General features: G+C 43.2%; 23 protein-coding genes. 5 read left to right on the top strand and 18 right to left on the bottom strand.

All coding sequences use genetic code 11. From position 1 onward, the window contains the following. Nucleotides 1-26: 26 nt before the first annotated feature. Nucleotides 27-323: a WXG100 family type VII secretion target gene (locus QD47_RS00995; RefSeq protein ID WP_014278615.1), complete on the bottom strand. Its 297-nt coding sequence runs from the start codon at nucleotides 321-323 to the stop codon at nucleotides 27-29. A gap of 38 nt (nucleotides 324-361) precedes the next feature. After that, entirely contained in the window at nucleotides 362-1,822 is a 1,461-nt protein-coding gene (locus QD47_RS00990) for a lipase family protein (protein WP_044644347.1), read from the bottom strand. A gap of 79 nt (nucleotides 1,823-1,901) precedes the next feature. Here QD47_RS00990 and QD47_RS00985 point away from each other — a divergent pair, with 79 nt between their 5' ends. After that, nucleotides 1,902-2,249 (top strand): hypothetical protein, encoded by a 348-nt coding sequence (locus QD47_RS00985; protein ID WP_044644346.1) that lies wholly within the window; start codon nucleotides 1,902-1,904, stop codon nucleotides 2,247-2,249. Between the two features lie 399 nt (nucleotides 2,250-2,648). Here QD47_RS00985 and QD47_RS33660 read toward each other — a convergent pair whose 3' ends face one another. Genes QD47_RS33660 through QD47_RS00940 form a run of 10 tightly spaced genes read right to left on the bottom strand, consistent with a single transcriptional unit; the run spans nucleotide 2,649 to nucleotide 14,589 of the window. Then, nucleotides 2,649-2,774 carry a hypothetical protein gene (locus QD47_RS33660; RefSeq protein ID WP_268794219.1) on the bottom strand — a complete coding sequence of 42 codons (126 nt, stop codon included), beginning with the start codon at nucleotides 2,772-2,774 and terminating at the stop codon, nucleotides 2,649-2,651. A gap of 29 nt (nucleotides 2,775-2,803) precedes the next feature. Beyond that, nucleotides 2,804-4,198: a hypothetical protein gene (locus tag QD47_RS00980; protein WP_044644345.1), complete on the bottom strand. Its 1,395-nt coding sequence runs from the start codon at nucleotides 4,196-4,198 to the stop codon at nucleotides 2,804-2,806. A gap of 21 nt (nucleotides 4,199-4,219) precedes the next feature. Then, entirely contained in the window at nucleotides 4,220-6,247 is a 2,028-nt protein-coding gene (locus QD47_RS00975) for a polysaccharide deacetylase family protein (RefSeq protein ID WP_044644344.1), read from the bottom strand. Between the two features lie 17 nt (nucleotides 6,248-6,264). After that, a complete protein-coding gene (locus QD47_RS00970) occupies nucleotides 6,265-7,326 on the bottom strand; it encodes a hypothetical protein (protein ID WP_044644343.1) in 1,062 nt (353 codons plus the stop codon). 40 nt (nucleotides 7,327-7,366) lie between these two features. After that, a complete protein-coding gene (locus QD47_RS00965) occupies nucleotides 7,367-8,740 on the bottom strand; it encodes an N-acetylglucosaminidase (RefSeq protein WP_044644342.1) in 1,374 nt (457 codons plus the stop codon). A 25-nt stretch (nucleotides 8,741-8,765) separates the two neighbouring features. Then, nucleotides 8,766-10,208 (bottom strand): discoidin domain-containing protein, encoded by a 1,443-nt coding sequence (locus QD47_RS00960; RefSeq protein ID WP_235332159.1) that lies wholly within the window; start codon nucleotides 10,206-10,208, stop codon nucleotides 8,766-8,768. Nucleotides 10,209-10,210: 2 nt separating this feature from the next. Then, on the bottom strand, nucleotides 10,211-13,057 hold the full coding sequence (locus QD47_RS00955) for a contractile injection system protein, VgrG/Pvc8 family (protein ID WP_044644340.1): 2,847 nt from the start codon (nucleotides 13,055-13,057) through the stop codon (nucleotides 10,211-10,213). 50 nt (nucleotides 13,058-13,107) lie between these two features. Further along, nucleotides 13,108-13,485, bottom strand: coding sequence for a DUF4280 domain-containing protein (locus QD47_RS00950; protein ID WP_044644339.1), 378 nt, complete (start codon nucleotides 13,483-13,485; stop codon nucleotides 13,108-13,110). Continuing rightward, entirely contained in the window at nucleotides 13,482-14,000 is a 519-nt protein-coding gene (locus QD47_RS00945) for a hypothetical protein (RefSeq protein ID WP_044644428.1), read from the bottom strand. The genes QD47_RS00950 and QD47_RS00945 overlap by 4 nt, the downstream gene beginning before the upstream one ends. Then, a complete protein-coding gene (locus QD47_RS00940; protein ID WP_044644338.1) occupies nucleotides 13,984-14,589 on the bottom strand; it encodes a hypothetical protein in 606 nt (201 codons plus the stop codon). Before QD47_RS00940 ends, QD47_RS00945 begins: the two co-directional genes overlap by 17 nt. 632 nt (nucleotides 14,590-15,221) lie before the next feature. On the opposite strand from QD47_RS00940, the gene QD47_RS00935 reads away from it, so the two are divergent. Beyond that, entirely contained in the window at nucleotides 15,222-15,581 is a 360-nt protein-coding gene (locus QD47_RS00935; protein WP_235332153.1) for a DUF4181 domain-containing protein, read from the top strand. A 55-nt stretch (nucleotides 15,582-15,636) separates the two neighbouring features. Here QD47_RS00935 and QD47_RS00930 read toward each other — a convergent pair whose 3' ends face one another. Next, on the bottom strand, nucleotides 15,637-15,918 hold the full coding sequence (locus QD47_RS00930) for a sigma factor-like helix-turn-helix DNA-binding protein (RefSeq protein WP_052646700.1): 282 nt from the start codon (nucleotides 15,916-15,918) through the stop codon (nucleotides 15,637-15,639). Nucleotides 15,919-16,239: 321 nt separating this feature from the next. Then, nucleotides 16,240-17,196: a nucleoside hydrolase gene (locus tag QD47_RS00925; protein WP_044644335.1), complete on the bottom strand. Its 957-nt coding sequence runs from the start codon at nucleotides 17,194-17,196 to the stop codon at nucleotides 16,240-16,242. Nucleotides 17,197-17,403: 207 nt separating this feature from the next. Here QD47_RS00925 and QD47_RS30420 point away from each other — a divergent pair, with 207 nt between their 5' ends. Next, nucleotides 17,404-17,580 (top strand): aspartyl-phosphate phosphatase Spo0E family protein, encoded by a 177-nt coding sequence (locus QD47_RS30420; protein ID WP_082067086.1) that lies wholly within the window; start codon nucleotides 17,404-17,406, stop codon nucleotides 17,578-17,580. A gap of 140 nt (nucleotides 17,581-17,720) precedes the next feature. Here QD47_RS30420 and QD47_RS00920 read toward each other — a convergent pair whose 3' ends face one another. From QD47_RS00920 to QD47_RS00910, 3 genes are read right to left on the bottom strand one after another with little or no spacing between them, the layout of a single operon-like run. Continuing rightward, nucleotides 17,721-18,329 (bottom strand): pentapeptide repeat-containing protein, encoded by a 609-nt coding sequence (locus QD47_RS00920; protein ID WP_044644334.1) that lies wholly within the window; start codon nucleotides 18,327-18,329, stop codon nucleotides 17,721-17,723. Nucleotides 18,330-18,365: 36 nt separating this feature from the next. Next, nucleotides 18,366-18,875 (bottom strand): MarR family winged helix-turn-helix transcriptional regulator, encoded by a 510-nt coding sequence (locus QD47_RS00915; protein ID WP_044644333.1) that lies wholly within the window; start codon nucleotides 18,873-18,875, stop codon nucleotides 18,366-18,368. After that, on the bottom strand, nucleotides 18,865-21,231 hold the full coding sequence (locus tag QD47_RS00910) for an ATP-dependent DNA helicase (protein ID WP_044644332.1): 2,367 nt from the start codon (nucleotides 21,229-21,231) through the stop codon (nucleotides 18,865-18,867). The genes QD47_RS00915 and QD47_RS00910 overlap by 11 nt, the downstream gene beginning before the upstream one ends. 169 nt (nucleotides 21,232-21,400) lie before the next feature. On the opposite strand from QD47_RS00910, the gene QD47_RS00905 reads away from it, so the two are divergent. Together QD47_RS00905 and QD47_RS00900 are read left to right on the top strand one after the other, a co-directional pair. Beyond that, nucleotides 21,401-22,477 carry a diguanylate cyclase gene (locus QD47_RS00905; protein ID WP_044644331.1) on the top strand — a complete coding sequence of 359 codons (1,077 nt, stop codon included), beginning with the start codon at nucleotides 21,401-21,403 and terminating at the stop codon, nucleotides 22,475-22,477. 134 nt (nucleotides 22,478-22,611) lie between these two features. Next, entirely contained in the window at nucleotides 22,612-22,794 is a 183-nt protein-coding gene (locus tag QD47_RS00900) for an aspartyl-phosphate phosphatase Spo0E family protein (RefSeq protein ID WP_044644330.1), read from the top strand. Between the two features lie 134 nt (nucleotides 22,795-22,928). Here QD47_RS00900 and cidR read toward each other — a convergent pair whose 3' ends face one another. Then, entirely contained in the window at nucleotides 22,929-23,828 is a 900-nt protein-coding gene (cidR, locus tag QD47_RS00895) for a cidABC operon transcriptional activator CidR (RefSeq protein ID WP_044644329.1), read from the bottom strand. Between the last annotated feature and the right edge of the window lie 13 nt (nucleotides 23,829-23,841).

The following is a 23,841-nucleotide window of genomic DNA, read 5'->3' as shown; positions in this document are numbered from 1 at the left end:
CTCCTAACTATTGCAGTCCGCCTGTATCACCATTGTGCAGCCCGTTTGCGTCTCTCCTCACGCCGATCAGCTTCTTCCATTTTCCGAATATAACGTTTCAGCTGCTCTTTATGATCGTCCAATTCCTGTATTCGTACAGTTGTGCCTTGGAGAAACGTCTCCATTTTACGTGTTAATTCAGCAGCCGATTCGCCCCTCCAGTCTTGCAGACGACCATATATATTTCTCATCTGCTGCTCCTGATGCTGAAGTCTTTGCTTTAGCTGCTCGCACTGCTGTACAGCCCTACGCAGATCCCCCAGGCTCAAAGATATTCTACTCATCTCTTTTGCCTCCCGTTGTGTTCTTCCAGCTGCTCTTTTTATTGATCCACCATCGTAAATTCCTGGCCCTTGCGATCTATATACTCTGCTATCTCTGTAATCGATTCCTGATACCAGCGATTGATCCGATCCAGTGTTGCCGTTGCACTATGCGCAAGCGGGGTCAAAGACTGACTTTCACTTGTTCCGATATGAGCCTGAAATAACTGAATGGATGCACGGGTATCACTAGAAAATCCATGCAAGCTGGAACGCATCTGATTAGCCGCATGCTTTAGCTCTTCGGTTGTTAATTGAATTGTGCCTCCATTTTTGTTGCCCACAAAATATGCACCGCCATTGGAGCGACCATGCTGTTGTCCTACTCCCAGGATATTCACTCCCAGTGCAGTAGCAGCAAACTGCCCGAAAGCACCCATTTGTCCACCGTAGCGCTCAACCAAATCGCCCATGACTTCCTTGAGTTCTGCTCGGGCGGCCAGCATTTGCTCGTACGCCTGCACCCGTGGATTGCCTTCCACCAATTGACCGTCTATCGTGTACAGTGGATTGATTATATTGCCGTTTTCATCAAATGTGAAATGATCCATGCTATGTGTTGCTTCTCCCATTACCGAATTATAGAACTTTGTAATAGGATCTTGCTGCATCATAGGCAACGTAATCGGGACATACACAATGGGAGACCATTTGGGCCCCCAAAAAAAGTTAGCCCACTTATTTTCTCTTTCGACTGGTAATGAAACAGGAATAGTGATTTTGGCTTTATTAGCCGTCTTATAATCATTGTCTATAAAGTAGGTTGTACCCCCATGTGGCTGTGCATCATTAGCTCCCGAACCGATAGTATCTTTCGGATTGACATAAGCGACATTCGTCTTTCGAAAATCGCCATTTTCCACCTTCTTTTGAAGATCATCCGGTAACAGATGTACAATACTTGGTGGATTATAAGCGACTGATGTCAGTCCGTTCCGCACCGCCACATATTCTGCCTCCGCTCCTCCTAGAGAATGGCCTGTGGTCGTTATTTCAGCAGAGGGATACTGTTTTTTTACGACATCATATAGATTCTCAGCTTGTGTAAATTGATTATTCTGATACTTTTCCTCATATTGAAGAAATGCACTTTGCACTTGTGGTGGGAGTTTAGCCACCTCTGCCTTATTATTTTCATAATATTGATGGACTTCTTCCAACGTTTTCGCGCGCCCTCCGACGACATCGCTGATATCCGTTCCCCAGTCCATCGCCACGCTCCATTTGGGGCGATCTGGAGGTTCTGTACCCCTATAACCGATGATCACCTGATTGGTCTTCTCGTTAAGGAATACAGTCGCATCGAATCCAGAACCGTTCGTATCATGCAGCTTAGCTCCTTCAGGCTCAACAATCTTCCAGTCAGGAAGAATTCTGCTTTTAGAATCTTTGGCAGTCAACTCTCGGTCATAAACTTTATCCGCAATGGTCCAGTATGTTTTATCGTTAATGTAGGTCAAGTTATTCCCACCTTGTCTATTGTGTAAATATATTATAGAGTTATGAAAAAGGTGATTACCAGAAAAGGAGAATTGTAACTTGAACAGAAAAACCCCACTGATTCTGGCACTTATTTTAGTTGTTATGTATTTAGGAGGTTGTTCCAACTTGTCCGACAAAGAGAAACAAGAATTAGTAGACGTCGCCACTCCCATCGGCGTGGACTTTATTAAAGAACATTATAATGCCGATTTCATATTAAAGGATTATGCTGTGGATGATCCTGCTGTCCACTCCAGGCTCTATCTGTATGGGTACATTAAAGGCCACGAAGACAACAAAATTACCATCTACTATAATTATAAAACCAAAGAAGTGATCGACGTCTCTGGGCCAGATTGGTTTATCGACAGTGAAGTTCCCAAATACAAGACCCCTTCTTCCTGAGAAGGGATACTCATCGAGCATTTCACTTTCAACATATTTGTAATCTATGTTAAAGTCTAATTTTTCCCAAATTAAGAAGTAGTATAATTATAGTGCATCCTTTTTGCGAGCGATATAGCCGAGAGGAAAAATAAGTATAAAGTCATTGGATACAGTATATCTGGTCATAGTACATAGTTATGTAGAATAGGTCTTTGTAACTGTATGTTAGGGGAAAATTGTATAGATGAACATCATTTTTAATTTGTTGTACTAAAGAGTATGCAATGACAAATGTAGTTAATAAAATTCACCTTTACGGCTACATAACAGTGCTAAAAGGGTATAGATCATCAAACTCAAATAAGGCTCCTTAGGAGCCTTATTTACTTGTTGCTAAACATATTTAATACTCTTCACTTAATGCTTAGTTACATGAATAAAAGGATATTCGCCTCTGCTTATTTTACGTTTCCACTCTTGGATCATATCTTCTTGGGTAGGCGGTTTCTCATTCACGATTGCTCCAGTAGTTACTTTAGCCATGCTTTTTTATCCTCTCACGATGGTTTTAGTTATTGCGTCTTTATCTTTTCTCCGGTCATTTTGATGTTACCATCCATTTCTACCAGACTCGTTTTACATTTTAAACCGATGGCATCCTTCGCTGTGACTTGTATTGTGTTACCCGCATTGAATACTAAGTTGCCGTCAGCCTTAACACGGATGTCCTTTTTACTCCGCAGTTCGATTCCATGGTCATCCAGCAGTCGAATCACCACTTCATCGTCATTCCCCGTGATTAAAATTTCATTTTTCTCAAATATAATAGCTTTGCGGTACTTGGTCATAAATATTTTCGTTGACGGGTCCTTAATAAAGTCTCCCCCTTTAGATCTCTTTCGGATCGAGTGGGTTACAGTAGCGTCTTTTTCGTTATGGGTCGGAAAGTAGATATCTACAAAGTCAAAAAGCTCCGGCATGCAGTACCATCCCGTATTCCCTTCCGATGTATAAAATGTAGCATATGGAAAAGCAAAGGTTTCCTTAACGTTCGGCTTGACCTTATCCATTTCATAAAAGAATACCTTCACATGATCCTGTTCAATTCCAATCACTTTCGACTTCAATGATATGCCACGAATGTTCTCGTTTACAATCAGTTCCTGCTTCATTCCATCAGAGGTGGTTAGCACATATTCATGCCATAAGGAATTGTGTCGTATAAACGCAACAGACTGCAAGACGTATAAAGCTTTCCCTTTGAATTTAACCTCAGCCCCAATTTGTAGCAGGACATCTTTCGGCCCCGTCGTTTGCACTTTATAATACAAAAGATTGTCGTCTTTGCTTGCCCCTGGTTTGGTTTTTCTGGTCAAGGAGTAGTTATACTGTTTCAGCTCACCTTTATGGACACCATCAGGTAATCCAAAATAAAACTGAGGGTTCTCTCCTATCGGATCAGGTATCAGTCCCCAACCAAGCCGAGACGCTATACGTTTCAGAAACGACCAGTCCGTCTCATCGAATTGCATCGTAAATTCCTGTAAAAGCTGATCCTTTAAGCGACTGGTACAATTGGCTTTAGGATATGATTTGAGGACATGTTCAAGCAAAGCCTGTAGCTTCATTTTTACATTTTGAAAGGATTGTCTATGAGGCACTTCATCCAGCTGGCTAGTATAGGATAGGGCTTCGGCGACCAAATAAGCTACATTGGACACCAACTTGATTCTGAACTGCGTGACTAATCCCCGGAACAACACAATCTGTTTCTGATCATCATTCAGGTAAGAAACAACTAACTTAGCTCCTGCCTCCATATGATCCGTATACTCTTCCATTTGAGTGCCGGTTAACACACCCGTTAAAAAGACTTTCACATGCTCATTCATTTTCTGTACAACTTTAACTTTCGGATTTTTAAGAGATAGAACAGTTCCGTTATACTTGATGATTGGATATCCCATGTCTCTGCCCCTTTTTGTCGGTTAGTTTACGCTTATCCGTTGTTTGCTTACGTATTGAATGACATCTTTAATGGTTTGATTATGCCCCTGATCGTTGATGGCCTGATCCAGTGCAGGGAGCGTGGTAAAGGTTTTATTTTTCTTTTGAAAGTAGATACCTGCTATAGGAAATGGATCAACTCTACCAGATCCATGAATTCCGTTATCCACACTGCTAATGATGATAACATCCTTTAATCCATCCTTATTTACATCCTTGAAGGCCACCGCTTCTACGCCTCCATAACGTGCGACCCACTCATGATTCCCGTAGAACTCGGGAAATGGATATATAATATGTCCTTGCTCATCTAAAAGGAAGAAAAAGAATTTACGAAGACCTTCCGGATATCCATATGTGGATACAAACCGTACTTTCCCAAAACCCTCGAGAGTAGTTTGAAAAGACTGTGACTCTTCAATTTCATACTGGTCGGTATCCAATTTTTCACTGCCAACTGTGGAAACAGACTGATCCTCAACGGAACTTAGCTCACTCCATAGTTCCTCATTCTGCCTGATATTCTCTGGAATTTGTGCAAAACGAATTTCATACTCCGCATGGTCCCCTACTACATGAGCCATAGGTACACTCATCCCCAACGAATCATTTGTGAGATAACTAAACGATTCCATTTCTGCTTCCGCAGGCGAACCTTTGGTTACATCCGCGTTTGCTAACAATTGAATCAAATCATCTTTTGTGAAATCACCGATTAATACTTGTTGCTCCGGCTGAACAGCTGTAATCTTCCCGCTTTTTATAAGCTCAATAAAAGGTTTCTCGACCTTTACCAGATCCCTCAATTTTATTCTTGAAGCCTGCTTCATATCCAGGTTCGTCGTATAAAACATATGACTAGGATAGGCTGCGTCCTTCACATAACGAATACCCGTATATTGAACGCTAAAGAATCGTTCACTTTGTCGTTTGATCTCATAATCAATTTCGACATGGACTCCAGAATTGGAATCCGCATAGTCGTGTAATCCTTCTAAAGCTTCGATCTTAAGAATTTGATTTAAAGATTTTTGCTTTGCAATATCCTTGAGTTTTGTAATTTGAGGGTATTTAATCACGATCCCATTTTCTGAATATTTCTCTTGAATGAGTTCATAGCTTTGCTGTTCACTATGAGTATTCGAGGCGGTGCTATATTCGGAATCAATACAGACTTCTCCACTTCTAGAGAACTCAATGGTAATGTTCTTATCAGAATGATCACTGTTTATTAAAAAACCATCGCGGTGGTCTAAAACTCCGATACTCATGCTATCATGTTGTCGATTCTCGAAAATAATAGGCTCATTCACATCCTTGTTCAAATACCACAAATCAGGGAGCTTCATCTTATCTATTACTATTCTTTCCTGCGTCCACTTTTGCCCAGACAATTCCCACAAAGCAACAAATACGGGGGCTGGATGATATATGGAGACATGCCCCCCTAACCACAACTGTATTCCTTGGTCTGAATCTCGAACCACAAAGTCTGTAGTCAATTCTGGCCCGCCATCCTCAATCATCTGGGCGTGTACAAGTTGCCTCGAACTCCACCACTGAATAAATGTGTATTTATCTCCGATCGTACCTGTCACCGTTTTAGGTGCTCTATAATTCATAACCCTAACGTTTAGCTGCCCACTTTTTAACTGAAACGATTTTGTTAAGATAGTGAGATTGTTATCGAACTTTTCTACTAATTCTCCATCCTTCATCTCTACACTTTGTGGCTCGTTTAACAACAAATTAAGTTCCTGTGTGAACTCCTCAAGCTTGTTTTGTCTGATATCAGAATCCTTATTCTCATCGTTGACTATATGAAGTTTTTTCACTAACGTGTCCAACTTTTTCGAATAGGAAACCGTTTTATCGTCATTTTGGAGAGAAAGCGCATGATTTGTTTCTGTTGCTGGAGAATGCTGTCCCTTCATGCATCCATTCAATACTACACAGGAGACTAGTAATAACAGCACGTAACAAATTCGCGCATACTTCAAGTAACTCATGTTGGATATCACGCTTTCTAGAATTTATCGTTTAATTCTATGCTCATAATCCTCCACTTGCCTGACTGTTTTTCTAATGTAAAGGTAATTTCTTTTTTCGCTCTTACTCTTTCTTCTTCTGAGTTACCTTTTACCAAATATACTTTTCGGTTCTCATCGCCGCTTATCTCTTCATAACTCAGGTCCAGTCCCCAGTACGATAAATAGGCTAAACCGGAAAAATCAATAGCATCTTCAAAATCATATGTTTGCCTTGCTGCCGGATCAGTGAGCTGGGCCATTTCAGGAAAAGGTAAATCAAACCACTTCATAAGATAATCAACTTCCAAGTAATTCAGTATCACAGCCTTAGGATCGCTTGGATATACAAACTTTTTACTTTTATTTTTATATAGAATCTCCTTTTTTTCAGGTCCTGTTCCATCATATTTTTGATAGACCACGACGGTATGCCCCTGAGTATCGCTAAACTCATAATAATCTACACTTTCAAATACACCGTCATGATCGGTATCTTTTAACGTTCGAATTCCTTGTCCAGTAGCATTAGGAAAATCAGAATTTATACTCTTGATATGATTATTTTCCAAGGCATATATGGAGAATCCCTCGGAGTAAGCCCCTCCGTCGCCTATAGAGTATACAACGATAAACTTTTGATCCGTTTGATCCAGCTTCATGATTTTCACATCAGTATTTAGATGCACAACTATAACGGGGTCCTCTAGTTTATCAATGATGTGATAGCCAGCATCCTCCCGGACTACAAATATGTTGTAAATTTCCTCTTTTTCTAATCCAAAAGCAAGCACGTATTCCAGCTTTCCATCACGGTCCAAATCTTCTTTTATTATTTTTTGAAGATGCTCATCCTTGGGTTGAATTTTCTTTATAAACTGATCTAATGTGTCAGAATCTTGCACAGTAGCTTTACTAGAATCTTTCGTTATCTCAGGACTAACAATAGTTGGTGTAGCTGATTTAGGAGCGATACTTTTTACCTCAACCTCTTTATTCACACCACAACCACTGAAAATTAAAATGACTAAAACAAGTACAAATAACTTTTTATTAATCACACTTCCCCTTCTTTCAAAATGCCTATTTTAAATAACTTGATTATCTTGATGAAACCTGTGTAGGTTCAGGACAAGCAGTTGCAGGCATATTCTTATACACGGGTATTCTAAAGGTAAGAGGTGCATCTACGGTTTTAAGACCCTTGGAAAAACGATCCGATTTTACATAAGCATCCATAATATTCGTGGCATACTGCTTACTAACAGTTCCATTGTTCCTAAAGGAATTTACATTCCACTTTAAGCTATAAAGCGTATCTTGCCCTGTTTGAATATAATTTCTATAAATCCATTTACCTCCGCCGATTATTGCACTATCGACAGAATTCCAGTTCTCTGACTTAGCTTTCTTTGCACCATTTTTGAGTGCGCTCCCATCGTTTGCACCAATGCCATACATGTTGTACCAACCGATATATTCCGGGACCTGTCCCTTTCCTAAAGTTGAAGTTCCGCCTCCCGATTCAACCATGGCCTTTGCCGCTAAAAATACTGCACTCGCCTCATTACCGCCTGCCTTTAGAAATACATCCCCTTTATTAGCCAAACTTTTGCTTAGCACTTTATTAACAGCCTCTTTATTTTGGGTGTTCTTATCATACTTACCCGACAAAAATTGGAATACACGAGACTCGGTAAGAAAATTACGAGGATCTAAAAAATATGAAACTGCCTTAGGAGAAGCAGCATTATATCCTCTATCATATTTGAACTTAGGGTCTCTCCAAGGCGGTGAATATCCATATTTGCTTACTTCGGTACATACCAGCCCATTTTTCATTTCTGCGTTGAGAAAACTATTAAAATCTACATTAGTTTCTTCTGCTATAAAACGCCAAGAGGGATGCTGCTTGTGTAATTTTAATAGCGCTGGCCTGTATGATTCCGGGAATTTAGCAAGCTCAGCTTCAAAGCTATCATTTTCTGACTTATCAGGAGGTGCTTGTTCAGTTTTAGGATCATCCTTCGATTTGTTGGTAACTGGTTCTTTTGGTGGTTCTTTAGTGCTCGTATCGATCAAACCAAGCTTCTCGCGAATGGCTCGCCCCGCCTTCTCAGCAGCTAACTTTTCCCTTATATTCCCGCTCGCCTCAGCAGTCATCCAGCGGATTGTTTCTTTTTTCATCTGCTCTTGAGCCCACTTGGGGAACGTGGCCATTTCACGTAACTTGCTTCGAAGTCCCTCTGCCAGCTTTTGCGCTTTACGCATACCGACCTCGTCGCCGTTTGCTTTAGCGATATACCACTCCTCTTTGTATTTACGCATCCAGGTTTGGGCCCAGTCAGGATAATTCAGTTTTTGTTTTTTCTGTTCTGCCACCAGGTCAAAAGCCTTTGCTTTCCTATGCGCATTAGCGGCTGTTAAAGCTTTCAACATAGGTGTTGCACCAAACGTTGGTTCTTTCCATTTCATATGCCTTCTCCTTTTTGTAAGAATGCTAGAAAAGCCGTACATCGGAAATACATGTATCCTGATATTTCGTTCCACGTTCAACTGATAAAATAGTAAGTTTAATAAATGAGGTATTAATAGGCTCTTTAAATTTCTTACGTGTGTTAAAATCATTCATTTCTAGGGAAGAACCATCCGAGAATTGCAGTTTTAGCTTCTGAACTCTGTTATTCTCCCGATAACTTTTTTCAGATTTAGCATATCCGTTAATCAACTCAATACCCTTTACCTTCTGTGATGATCCCAGATCTAACAGTATAGTCTCCCCCTCCCCGTTGCCTTTCACGCCTTCACACCATGCAGTAGATGTATCTCCGTCCACCAGATTTTTGGCATCATAGGTCTGCATGCCTTTACTTGGCAGAGTGGATGAAGCTTTAATTTGCTGTACTTTTATTTCGCTATCATATTTGGAAAAGTCATTAGCGGTATAAAACCACTGTACAGGTGTTGCCATATTTCCATCAACTGTAGTGATGGATGGGGCTTTACTTTTCAAACCTGTATTTATATTTAGTTTATAATTGGACGGCGAGTCTACCTTTTCAAACCATAACTCCGATCCATCACGAGACATTAAGAGTCGTTCCATCCCTTTGCCTAAAAGGTGTTTCTCTCCATTACTTAAATTTAACAGGTACGTTTTAGTCACTGACATAGAATTAAGGGAATAGATTATTTTATCTTTCTGAATCCATTGGTTGACTATCGCCATACCAGAATCTATATGGATTTTCTTAATGATTTTATGAGTTGATACATCAAATACGACAATATTCTGCTGGCTGTCAGTAAAACAAAACTGGGTACTGTCTGGAGAAAATTTTCCTTGATGAATGTCATCTACATCTATAGAATCTCCATCTAATTGAATAGCTGTTGATTGATTAGTTGACGGGTCATATATATACGCTTTATCTTTATCCTCATATAAATACTTCGTTAAATCAGAAGAAATTACTGGGTGGTTATAAGGCAGCATAAATTCATTTACTTTTTTACCCGAATCCAAATCATAAATTTGTATTATTAATCTCGCTTCTTTAAATAAATCTAATACGAATGCGATTTGACTCCCATCTGCTTGGATTCTCCCTACATCTACATAAGAATCTCGATATTTCTCTTTATCCTCCTTCGACTGTAGGAGACTAATCAGTTTCTCGGCACTTAAGAACCGTTCAACTTTTGACCCTTCCAGCTGAACCAAAAATTCTGCTGGATCTTCTGTGCCTTCTTCTACCGTTAAAGCCCATTCTTTCTTGCTATTCTCTTTAACAAGCTCCGTTTTATTATTTTTATTAGATGATTCCACCACTTCTGAAGCCATATCCACCGTTTTCGAAGAAAAGGAAGTAGGGACTTTTTGAGAAGCATTACATGCTGACAACACGATTAAAAAAAGAATGATTAATATGTTTCTGATCATCTTCACTTTGATCTATCCTTCCGATCAAGAATAGCTAGCCCTTTTACAGGATTAGGTCTTTCATCCAATGAATTCTTCACCACACCTACTGAACTCAAAAATCTTACATACTCGTCTTTATGGACTGTAATACAAGCTGTTGAAGTCGGCCTACCTTTAGTATCATTATTGTAGCCCTTGTGTATATTTACGCCTTCTGCTGTGGTATCCTTTTTTTGGCTTCCTTTGGTTGCTGGAACTGCTGCACCATCCCTAATACGCAAAGCAGGATAAGAGCCCCGATGCAACCCCCCTACAAACTCATACACTCCATCTTTAACAGTTTTATCCTTGCTCTCATAATCAGGAAGTGTGCTGGCGTTTTTGCTTGTATACTTAATTTCGCCGTCTATCACCACAATTGCCATCGCTCCATATCGACCTTCCGGGTGATCTTCTTGTTTATAACTATATGAGCCGTCTCCTTCAAAGAAAAACACGAGTGGTGCTTTACGGTTCGAGGACAGTTTCTTTTGAATGATACTGTTATTGGTGTAATCATTTACTCTATACAGAGCTTGAGCCTGATTTCCTTTTATGCCTTTATTACTTATATAATTTTCAATCTTTTTCACTGCTACTAATCCATCTTTATAATCCTTAGGATTTAATGGCTTCGGTTCTTCCTTCGTTGGCTTTTCAGGAGTAGTCGGCGTCTTCTTGCCCGGTTCCGTTTTCGTTGTTGGAATAGTCGGCGTTACAGCCTTGCTAACCTTAGGCCATGGAAGAATGCCATTAGCTACTTGATGCAGATACACTGCGAGCACATCACGACCATAGCCCTTATTCTCCAGACCGTACTTTTTCGCAAAATCATGCAGTGCCGCGTTAAGCTCCTTATCCCAATCGCCTGTAGTTGGCAGCTTGTACGAGAAGCTGTCTGGGTACTTCTTGGCAAGCTTGTTCAAATTCTCTCTGGCAAGCAGGCTGTTCACGCCATACTTACTCCGCAGAGCGGCCGCTTCCTTGGCTATGACCTTTTGATCGGCAACGGTCAGCTTATGAGCCGCATCGGCGTATTGTCCGGACAGCTCCTCTAACCGGTTCGCATCGAGATAGGAGCTGGTAGAATGCCCACGAATCAGCTCGTTGATTAGCACATTGTCACGCAGTTGGTTCGCGAAAAGATGCATCTGCTTTTGCTTGGCCTTGTCATTTGCGCCGTACGCTTCCCACCACTGGGACGTGTATTCATGCATTTGCGCTCTTGCCCAGGCAGGCATACGATCTATTTCTGCCACCTGCTGGCGCAATTGCTTGGCCTTGGCTGCTGCTTCCTTAGCACCCTTTTTGTCACCTGCTGCCACGGCTTTGTAATAGTCCTTTTTAAATTGAAGCAGCAAATCTTGCACCCATTGCGGATATCCCTTCCCCTTCAATTCTTGAATTAGGGATTTATAGGCTTTCAGTTCTGCATCGGGCACCTGATTTTTTATGAGCTTACTGGCCTTGATATGAATCGATCCATCTGTTCGGATATAGCTGGTTTTGCACGTCAGAGATATTTCGCGAGTAGCGGTCATCTGTACCTTTTTGCCATGCAGCACCAAGTCTGTATCGGCGTGAAAGGTAAGATCGTGATGACTATATACGTGAATACCGGATGCAGGATTTAAGCGCACAAGTATCTTTTCTTTCTGGGTGGAGAGAGCTACTTCTTTATCATCGAATCTCGCCACTTTTTGAGTTTTGGTATGAAACAGCTTTCTTGCCGGCTTGCTGATTTCATCACCTTTGTAGTCTCTCTTACGGAGAGATTGAACCACGCGAGCTTCCTGCTCTTTGTTGGACGGAAAATACAAATGGACATGATCCCCAAGCTCGGGCATGCAGTGCCAACCGATTCCACCACCGGTATACAAGGTGGGATAAGAAAACCAGCAACCCCCAGCTTTGGACTGCAAAGAATCTACGGACAAGTGAAGTTTAACCGACTCTCCTTCACCATCTAAATCAATGACTTTCCCTTCAATGGAGGCACCTTGTATGAGTTGATTATATATAACCTCCCTCGGAATGCCTGCTTCCGGAGCGAGAGTATAGTCGTATGTCATGATACCTTGCTTCATCTCTGCATGAATCTGATCGATAACCCAATGCTTTCGTTGAAACACGACGACATCTCCAAGTTCAAAACGTTTCGTATCCTCCACTTCAGCATATGTATACTGGGGGCCTGACTTTGTTTTTTGGAGGGAAAAGTTAATGCTACGCAGTTCACCTTTCACCTGATCTTTCGATGTGCCTAACCATAATCTCGGGAACACGGATGTAATTTCGGCAATCAGTCCAGTTTGCAGATGAGAGGCCATTCTTTTTAGAAACTCCCAATCACTCTCTTCATACTGAATAGTAAAGCCGTCCAGCTTTTTATCGCTGTCAGTCATGTCAATAAAATCCCCGTGTGGATAGGCATCTATGAGTTCGCGGAACACTTGGTAATACGTCAAGCAGCTGTTTTGAAACGAACGATTTTTTCGTTGTTGATCCATCAAATATGTAAAAGAGGCAGCCTCTATGTACATGTGATATACGCCATTTTTGAATCCAATACTAATATTGGTGACTATTCCCTTAAAAATACTAACAGTCCCTCGATCTTCATCCGTCTCATATACCTCCAGCACATCCTCATCATGTGCTAAACCATCATACTTAGCATGATCCTCATCCGGTATGAGAGCAGTGATGTACACCTTGCCGTGCTCATTCACCTTCTGCGTCAATTCAAAGTCCAGCAGCCGGACAATTTCATACGGTGCATTCACTCTAATATTTCCATACGTCAGCACAGTTCCTGCCAGTCCCATCTTACTCCCTCCATTTGTCCTTCCATGATGTAGCTTCCTGCAATCTGTAGCTATTCCTGCCCGTCTGTCGTGAATGAAATTTTTCCACACCACATGCATAAATTAGTGGAGCAGCTCATAAGAGCCGGAGATTGATCTACGTATACATCCTTCTTTCCATTCAACCAAGGCATAGAAACGCTCGGTTTGCAGGGCTGCGGAATGGTTTTTCCGGAATTACCTTTGTTAGCAGAAGAAACTGCAGGATTATGCATACTGCGGCACATTCCAAATGAAGGGATATGAGTCTGTGGGTGAAAATCTTGAATATTCCCCTGCAATTTATCACCAATGCTAATCCCCCTGTTAGCTGAAACACTAAATCTTCCTGAATGACTTCCATAGTTACACTGTATCTGTGCTCCATCCACTACATAGCTCTCACTCATTCTTGGACTCTCCTTTGTATAGATGGCCCCTCTGTATCGACCTTTTGTAATTTCAAGCCTGCCAAGTTGAACTTTAAAATACATTCAGCCACATCAAGATCCACAATGATATGATGATTGGCATTCTGAATCCTGAATATCTTATGATTCTCCACTGCATATTCATCTAAAATGATTTTTCTCAGTGTACCGTCCCTATGATATTCACTAAGTGGTGATAAACACTTAAGGCTAGGCGGATTAGCCAGCCAATACCTCGTTTGCTGCATTCGCTGCATATCGGCAAAAACAACCAACTTCCAGCTTAATCCGGCTTGATATATATCAAATATTTCCTTTAACTGCTCTGAAACTATGGATACCGGATGCTCAATAAAATCGATATAGTCTGCATCACCTGAAACATAAAATTGTAAAATGGAATCCTCCGCGCTGGCTGCCCACTCCAAGAGCTGCCTACGATTCATCTCTTCGGAATGCATATACTCTGTAATACGGTTATCCTGTTGAATCATGTAATATTCCATATGCTGCTGAATACACCGCCTCACTGATTCCTTTATACTCCCCTATTCTTACTTCCAAATCATCTTCGCACCTCAAAGCCCTGAATTCCGGTGTTTGTATAGCCAATGGAATAGCTTCCTTAGCTAATCTCAAAACATATTCATGAAATTTCTCCGCAACCTGAAGTGCAAAGCGCTCAACATCAGGCTGAATAACCTTATTCATATAGGGTTTTCGGAGCTGATTCAATTCATCCTCCAGTTCTGCTAAAAAGCTGAATGCCCAGCCTGCATCATAGGTTCCATGACAAGGCCCCGGATCAAAGAACCAATTTTTATCATAGGCTTCGATGACATAGTTATAGTTTCGATCCATCAGATACGTGCGCCTCATTGAATAGGTAATGTATCCAATCCTTGTCTTGGCCACTTCTGTAGAATTGGCTTGCAGGCAGATCAATTGAAAGGATTGAATAAAAGATAAGATGAGCTCGTCTTTTCTTTGCTCATACAAAGACATTACTTGGTGTAATTTCTGATTCAGCACATCTTCTGCATAGGTCTTTTGAAAGTGTTCTAGTGCTTCCAGTCTATTCATAATCCCACCTCTGAACCTATTATATAGAATATTTACATGATATTACTGGTCCTATTATCCTATTTAATTACACTTTTTTCATATGATGAGATTGCAAACGAATGTATAAAAAACCAAAAAAATCATTTAATAATTTCATAAATATGTATTCGTATACCCTATACCTCTCAAAAAACCTCCTCACTAGACCTACGAAATGAAGGTTTGCGCAAGCGAATAGGTAAATTGAAGTAGAAAGCCCGGTCTACAATGAAATAATCATGTATAGGGGCAGTACCAGCGAACGTGACACCACCCGCAAAGTAGTTACCATCAATTTCCACATGTTTGCACTTCATGACAGCTACGTGGTTCAAATTGCGCCTTGGAAACCACGTTGAACCAGAATAACGAGTGCAAAGCAGAACTATGGTTCCGATACCAACAAAAACCGGAACTTTTCACTGGTTTACTTTACGGGCTGTGACAGCTTCGCTGGTACTACCCCATAAATGCTAATTTTTTGTATCGTTTGATAAAGATTCGTTCAAGCTGCGACGTGACCTTGAGATACAAAAAAGAAAGCCTCGAACCGGAAAATATTGGATCATATGTTTATTGATGCATGAAAAATTTGGATTGGTGTAGTATAGTTGAACAAATGGAAAAAGAAGGTGATACCAATGAGTTTTGCTCTTGTATTATTTATTGCAGCTGTGATTCAATTTGTTCTGGATAAAATTATCAGCAAAACAGATGAGAAGATATCAGACACGGATGGTTTTATCCCATACAGGTGGTTCATTGTGATTGGGGGTATTGTGGTAATTTTGTCAGTTCTTTTTGTTAAAGAACCTTATAAATATGTTTGGATTGGCGTATTACTTATTCTAGTGTTCGGTGTTCGATCTATCTTCCAATGGAAATATATTCGAAGTTCACAAAAACATATTATTTCACTATTGATGATGGCCATATCTGTAGTTGGTACAATTGTTTACGTTTTAATTTAACAAAAAAACCGCACAATTAGTTGGTATTATCCCCTTTGGGCAAGTTTTACTAACTTCATAAACTCATCATCTGACATAATTCACGGAGTGCTTTCTTTTTCCATTTGTTCACCGCCTGTTGACTGATTTTAAGTTCTCTGGCAACCTGGGCTTCTGTTTTGTCGTTTATGTAAATTTCATAGATGACTTTTTTGCTTGCTTCACACGCTAATTTATTAATATAAGATTGCAACATCACTCTGTTATCAGATTCATCCGAAAAAGAGGGTCGAAAGAGGTTAGGACTGCATTCCATAGAAACTTCACGTTTGCGATCACGTTTTTCCCGATACTGCATTCGCCACAGCTTCGCTGGTACTACCCCGTATAATGCATGCTAGACTCCAACAAGGCTAAAATCCGGCGAATGCTGATCAATTTGGTAGACAACGCGGTGAAGTTTACAAACGCGGGGGAAGTTGGAAGTCACTCTGTCTGCTGCTACCCAATTGTATGATCATTCCGGCATTTGCTTAAAGCAGAGGCTGGATTCTACTCATACATGGCCTAAAAGGGCACAAAAACCCGTGACGGATATCGTCACGGGTTTTCATGTCATGGATGTTTGCTAATGGGTAGTAATGTCACTCTAAACTTACGTATATGTGCAGGGCTGAGCCTAATAACGCTTGGGAGCAGCCAGCTTGGCCAAATCCGCCATGTACGTAAAAAAGGCTTCCGGATCCGTGTCATATACCAGATTAACAGGGCGGCCTTCCGCCTGTTCCACAGTTCTGCCCTGACTTGGACCATCTGCAATGACGCTGCAATGTACCGTCTTTTTCTTTACAATATCTGGACGTCCCACCGATGCGGTGGTCAGCACATCCCACAGGTAGTAGGTCGAGTTCGTCTCGCTATAGACGAGCGGCGGACACCCTGCGTAGCAGTTGCCCAGGAAATCCACGCCCTCATAGCAGCGCTCGGCAGCCCAACGATTGCGTACGGCTGGCGTTAATGGCACTTTGCTTGTGCTTTCCAGTGCCACCAGATCAATGGTAATGCCGCTTTGCCATACCCGATATGCTGCTTCCGGATCCCAGAACACATTCCATTCTGCTGTGCCGTCATGCTCGGGCTCCTCTACATTACCTTTTTCAAAGGTACCGCCCATCCATACCAGCTTGTCAATTTTCGCTTCAATATCCGGTGCCTCATCCAACGCGCGTGCCAGATCGGTCAGCGGTCCAGTGAACAGGAGCAGTGTTTTGCCTTCGGCTCCACGTACCTTTTCGATCAGATGCTGATGAGCCGGCAGAGCTGAAAGCGGCGCTTCCATTTGTCCCGATTCATTCAGCACTGGCAATGCATCTACATAAAAGGAATGTAAACGCCAAGCGGCAGGAAATGGATTTTTACCGCGTGAATTAGATTTAGCGACTTCCACAGGCCCTTTATTTCGCCCAAAACGATCAATAATTTTACGGCTGGCATCCGTCGCAGGCTCCAGGTAACCATCTGCTGGAATAACCGATACTCCGGTCAAATGAACTTGCTCCATCTGAAGCAGCATAAATAGGGATACTAGATCATCCACTCCACCATCATGATTAAAATAAACGTTTGTCTGACTCATCTGTCTCTTCCTTCCTTATATCCCCGCGTAACAGGCATGTTCTCATCGGCAATCACCTTTAATTATGCCTGATCGCTTCGCTGGAGTAAATGTGTATACTATTTTACATCAACAAAAAAATGACCTATATTTACCATTAATGTATAATTCGAATTTTATGCAATTACTTATATAATCTAATGAGCAGCAGGGAAGAAGGTGCAGCCTATGGTATCCAATCTGAATGCAGCCGGGGATGGTTTGCTTGCCATCATTGAAGAATTGCGCAGCGAGCTTATTACAAAGGCACAGCATGAAGCCTTTACCGACCCTTCCATTGTAGAGCTTAGTCAACGTCTGGATCATTATGTAGTCCTTGCCCAGCAAAGAAAAAAGAAAAGCTAATACCTCTTTGGTCCCCACCATAAAATCCTCCCCCTCTCGGGTCAGTTCAACATATAAAGCACCCATTTCCCTGTCCGGTCCCGGCCCTGATCCTCAGGTTCTGCCGCTGGAGCAGGGATTTTTTTGTTTACTCCGTGCTTTTATCCTTCTACCTTCGCTCCATAGGATCGGGCCACGGCTACCGCCTGCTGGATATCGAGCTTGGCTCCGGAGATATTCAAATCTTTGAAATTGACGCCATCCATCTTCGCACCCCGCAGATCCGTTCCTTGAAGCTGCGCCCGGTGCAGCCTTACCCGGGTAAGATCCGCTTCCCGCAAATCTGCCTTTTCCAGATTACATTCGGATAAGTCAGCTTCCTTGAATCGTATTTTTCGCAAATCCTGTTTTCTTAAATCCGCATGACGCAAGTTCGTATAAGACCAATCTCCTCCTGTAATCGTGATACCATCCATATTCGCCCCTGCGAAATCTGAGCCTACCAGCTTGCAGTTTTGAAACCGGGCCACAAACAGATTGGCACTGGTAAATAGACAATTCGTAAAGGCAGACTCCTTGTAATGAGAGGCATTCAGGATGGCTCCGGTAAAATCACAGTCCACAAAAGTACAGTCTTCAACAAGAGATTCATTCATCTCCACCCCCCGAAAGCGACAGCGGATAAACTCACAATTTCTCCACTCGCCTTCCCGGGCATCCATCGAACCAAAATCACGCGCTTCATAGACCTCATCTGTATAAAAAAACATGTTCTCCCCCTATTCTTTATCCCTCAAATCAGGAACTCAGCATTTCGGCAAGGACCGTTCAAAACCCCTTTTCATTTTACCGAGCAAGCCCTTCATCATCTCATGATCCTCTGTCGTAAACTCGGCCATACATACACGGATAAGCTTCATATAATAAGGAACTACCGTTACCAGTAGCTCCCGTCCTGCCTCCTTTAGTCCGACAGTGACCATTCGTCCATCGCTCTCGTGAGCCACCCGTTCAATCATTCCATCCCGCTCCAGACCGTCGATTAGCCCCGTCATGGTTCCCCGCGTCACATCGGCCTTTTCTGACAGCTCTGATGGTGTCATCCGGTGCGGCGCATGACAATGCAACAGGCTAAGGACGATGATTCGGCCCTGAGAGACTCCCAGCTTGGTAAGATCGGTATCTATTTCTCTGAAAATACCGTTAGCCAAGCGCGCAAAAGTCACAAAAGTCTCCATATTGTCCACTTCTGCTTCCTCTTGCCCAAAACTACGTAGTACCCCGCGTATAGAGTCATTATGAAAATTAAAATTCATGGCCTGTCCATTCCTTCCCTGATCCCGCTTGTTTCGTCAAACGATAGCTTCTCCATTCCTCCGGCAGCAAAGAAGCATACGGCTCCTTGGCAAACCGATCATCTATCAGCACCAGCAAGCCTTCATCATGCTCTGTGCGGATAAGCCTGCCCCCTGCCTGAAGAACCTTGTTCATCCCCGGATACACATACGCATAGTTGAATCCATTCCGTCCCTGTTCCGAAAAATAATCTCGCAGCACATCCCGCTCTGCGCCAATTTGCGGCAACCCGACACCAACAACTACGACTCCGTTCAAACGATCACCCGGCAAATCAACGCCTTCGGCAAACACGCCACCCAGTACAGCAAAGCCGAGAAGAGTACGCTCTTGCCCCGGCTGAAAAGCCTCCAGAAAGTGATCCCGCTCCGGTTCGGTCATGCCCGGACTCTGTACCAGCGTATCCGCAGACACGCCCCGGGCCATAAATTCCTCATATACCTCTCGCAGATACGGATACGAAGGGAAAAACACGAGCATATTCCCTTTACGCTCCTCAGCCAATCCCGCCAGCATATCTGCAATCGCCCCCTTCGAGCGCTCACGATCCCGATAACGAATAGAGAGCGGCAACAGGCGTACATCCCATTGCTCCTGATGAAAAGGAGAAGGAACCTGCAACGTGTAATCTTCTTCCCTTGCTCCCAGCATGTCCCGGTAATACGCAAGCGGCGTCAACGTCGCAGAAAAATAAATCGCCGAGCGATAGCCCTTCACAGCCTGTCCCAGCAAATGCGAAGGATCCAGGCAAAACAGCTTGACCCGCACTTCACTGCGTCCCACCTCAATATAGGTAACGTAGCGTTCATCGTACAAAGCTGCAATCCGCAGCATGTTTTGAGCGGCAAAATACGTATCCAACAGCAATGTATAGGCCGCTCCTGTGCTGCTCGTACTACCGACGCCCGTTAACAGCTCACGTTCGGCTGCCTCTACAAAAGGTGCAAGTAGCTCCAGCACCTCATGCGGTGCCTCCGTATTTACTGCTTTTCCTGTATCCGCGTATAGCTTGCGCAATGCAATCATATGCGCGTTAACTGCACTGGCCGCCCCGGCAATCTCCGGGCTTAGCAGCTTGAACTCTTTTTTCAATTCCAAAAAAGACGATTTCAACATTTCCGCCGAAAACATATCTCGGCCGCGTTCCACCAGATTATGCGCTTCATCCACCAGCACAACACCTTTTCGCTTGTGCTCCTCCAAGAGTCTTTTCAAGGAAATACGCGGATCAAAAACATAATTATAGTCACTGATTATACCATCCGAGGCATATGCCACGTCCAGCGAAAATTCAAACGGACATACCCTATGCTTGCGCGCATAATACTCAATCACCGCCCGGGTCATCAACGTCTCGTTCGCCAAAATATCGGACACCGCACCGTTGATCCGGTCGTAATATCCCTCGCACATGCTGCATGCTCCGGCATCGCAATCATTTTCATCCTTGAAGCAGATTTTATCCTTCGCCGTCAAGGTTACTACATGCATATGCAGCCCTTGGGCCTGCATTTTGGCATACGCTTCTTCTGCTGCTGCGCGGGTCGTGGTACGGGCCGTCACATAATATACCCGGCTCACCAGCCCTTCACCGATGGCCTTGATTGCAGGAAACAGGGTAGATACCGTTTTACCGATACCCGTAGGCGCTTTGGCAAACAAATTGACCCCTTCTGCAATCGTCTTGTACACCGAACCCGCCAGAGGCCACTGGCCTGAACGATACGTGTCAAAGGGAAAGGCCAGTGTTGCAATACTGGCGTCCCGCTTCTCTGCATGTGCTCTCAGCAGGAATGCATACGGCGCATAACCCTCGACCATCCTCAGCGCAAAGGTCTCCAGCTCTGCAAAGGATAACTCCCGTCTCAACCGCCGAATTTCTCCGCTGTGTGCCTGTACATAAGTAAGCTGGGCCTGCATGGAATTGCGCTGCTCTTCGCGGGCAATCATATAGGCGTACAGAAACGCTTGCGCCCAATGCACAGGTTGACCATCCCCCGGAATATCTTCGAGAGGAATGGAAACTGACTTGATTTCATCAACTGTCCATATGCCGTCCAGCTCAATCAGTCCATCACAGCGGCCCTCAACAATAAATAGAGCACCCTCATATGGAATTTCTGTACGCAAATGTACCTCTTTGCGGTCATGCTCCTTATAGCTTTTTTGGATAAGCTGGTGCACGCGTGTTCCTTCCAGCATGCTGCTGTTCGAGCGGAAACCACCGTGAATGCTGCCGCTCCGATGCACATATTCCACAAGGGGTCGCACCGATATGTTAATTGGTTCCTTCATACGATCACCCGTTCCGGTCATAGTCCTTTCACTGTATCACGTAAATAAATGAAACGTAAGGGACATAAGAATCGTTTGTAGTCGATTGGTATTCACTCATGCCTACTTTTTACCGAAATATAGAAACGAGGCTTTTTACTTTATTCTTCAACGATACTACAATCCACATTACAGCATAAAGGATAGGGATATGGTAAAAGAATTAATTAACAATTTTGCATTATTAACAAGCTTCTTATTCTTTGGTAATTTACTTTTCCGAAAATATGAACGTTACCTGGAAAAACATGTATTCCTTTATCGAGTAATGAACGGTTTAATGCTGGGACTGTTTGGTATTCTTTTAATGATGACTGGTTTATGGATCCGCGGGCATTTTGTGGTCGATCTGCGCCATTTGGCTATTATCATATCTGTTTATATGGGAGGAACAATTTCCGGTCTGTTGACCACCCTGATCATAAGCCTGTACCGTATTTACATCACCGGTGGTTGGACAGATGTTTCTCTGACTGCTACTGTCAATTGCTTCATGACACTGGGCATTTCACTTACCTTCATTCGAGAAAAAAGCCTAACCCTCCGCAAATGGATGTCAGCCGTGCTTGGAGCTGCTGTTGTGTCACTGTTATCTACTTTCTATGTGGTTAATCCTCCTAATAATGAAACGATTATAATAGTCACAACCGTTAAGTTGCTTGGCGGCCTGTTCACTTATTTTATGGTGTCCCATATCAAAAAAACAGAACGGGCCATTCATCTACTCGAAGAGGCTGCGAATCGGGACCATTTAACCGGATTATACAGTCCGCGTGCTTTTGATGCGCTATTTGAAGAGGTCTTTCATACTTCCAAGGCTACAAAGCAACCTTTTGGGGTCGTGATGCTGGATATTGACCACTTTAAAAATATTAATGATACGTATGGTCATTTGAACGGTGACACCGTCTTAAACCAATTGGGAATTTTGTTAAACCGGGAGTCTACAAGAAGGACATACCCCTCCCGTAAAGGTGGAGAAGAATTTGCCATTCTGATTGGAGATTGCGACAGCCAGAAAGCAGCAAGCTTTGCCGAAAAGATTCGAAAGGCTGTGGAAAACGGTCCCTTTCAACTAAATGACGGAACCATCGTTCCTCTGACGGTATCTATCGGAGCAGGCAGCTTTCCTACCATTGCAGCGGATAAATTATTGGAGAAGGTGGACGACGCTCTATATGAAGCCAAACGCTCAGGACGCAATCGGGTAGAAATAGCAAAACGATAATTATATGTCGCTACATGTCTGGAAAGCTGGATTATTGTTAATAAAAAGTGGTAAAATGGAAATAAGATTTGTATTAGAAAATCTTCTGCCGTTAGAGGAGACATGCCTTACAATCGACATGGGGGGTGGGCTTTTTGGACCTCGAACAATTGGAAAAACTCATGGAAAAAGAACGCCGCGAACTAAATCGTATGGCAACCTTACATGGATTAAGGGATGAACGTGTATTGGTCAAATCCTCTCGGCTTGACCGAATTATGGACAAGTATCTCCACACCAAGCGAGCGATAAATGGTGACAATCAGGCACATCCATAGAAGAAAGCTACACCGCTGCCCTTACGGGCAGCTTTTTTTATACATAGCCTCGTGTCCCGCAGCCGTACCTGTACGTGTTAACTTTCCGGTAGGACACCCCCATCTTACTATTTCTTCCCTTACTTCTTCGCTTACTACTTTCTTCGGTACTCCGTCCGCAGTAGTTCCTGCGTAAACGTAATCCATTCTCTCGCGGCAAAGGACAGATACCGATCCTTTCGCCAGATCATCCCTAGATGCCAGGGAATAACGGGATCAACGAGTGGAATAACACGCAATCGTTCAGAATCAAGTTCACGGCAAATCGCTTCCGGCAGCAGTGCTATCCCCAAGTTCGCAGCAACCATTTCGCTGATCAGGTCCCATTGTGAGCTTTCATAGACGACGCGCGGCTGGAAGCCAGCCCGGACACACTCTGCAATAATACGGTCATGCAGTGTAAAATCCTCGCGGAACAGCACAAACGATTCCTCCGCCAGCGCTGCCAACGGTACCTCTGTACGCTCTGCCAGTACATGCGTAGGGTGAACCAGCAAGTTCAGCTTTTCCTCCACGAACAGAAACGTCTCGAATATATCCCCACTCGCTGGCAGCACAATTACACCAATATCCAGTGCGCCCGCGCCTACGTCCTGTTCTACTTTTTTTGCCCCATCCTCAAATAGCTGAATGGTCACATCGGGATATGCCTTGTGAAATTCCCCAATGACACGCGGAAAAAAGCTCGATCCGACCATGGGAGGCAGACCGATACGGATGTGCCCTTTTTTCAGGTTCATCAAATCACTCAGCTCGGAGGACAAGCTCTGGAAGGACTTCACAATCGCTTGCGCCTGAAGCTCAATCACCTTGCCCGCGTCCGTCAGCTCGATTCTTTTGCCGATCCGGTCAAACAAAGCGACACCCAATTCATCCTCCAGGCTTTTAATCGTCTTGCTGATCGTCGGCTGTGTAATAAACATGCTCTGGGCCGCCTTCGTAAAGCTGCGCAAGCGCGCGACCTCCAAAAAATACTGCAAATGTCGGATATCCATCCCATCACCTTCT

Origin of the sequence: Paenibacillus terrae (assembly GCF_000943545.1) — a bacterium.
GTDB lineage: Bacteria > Bacillota > Bacilli > Paenibacillales > Paenibacillaceae > Paenibacillus > Paenibacillus terrae_A.
The sequence above is the reverse complement of the archived record's forward strand: the minus strand, read 5'-3'. Positions and strand labels throughout refer to the sequence as shown.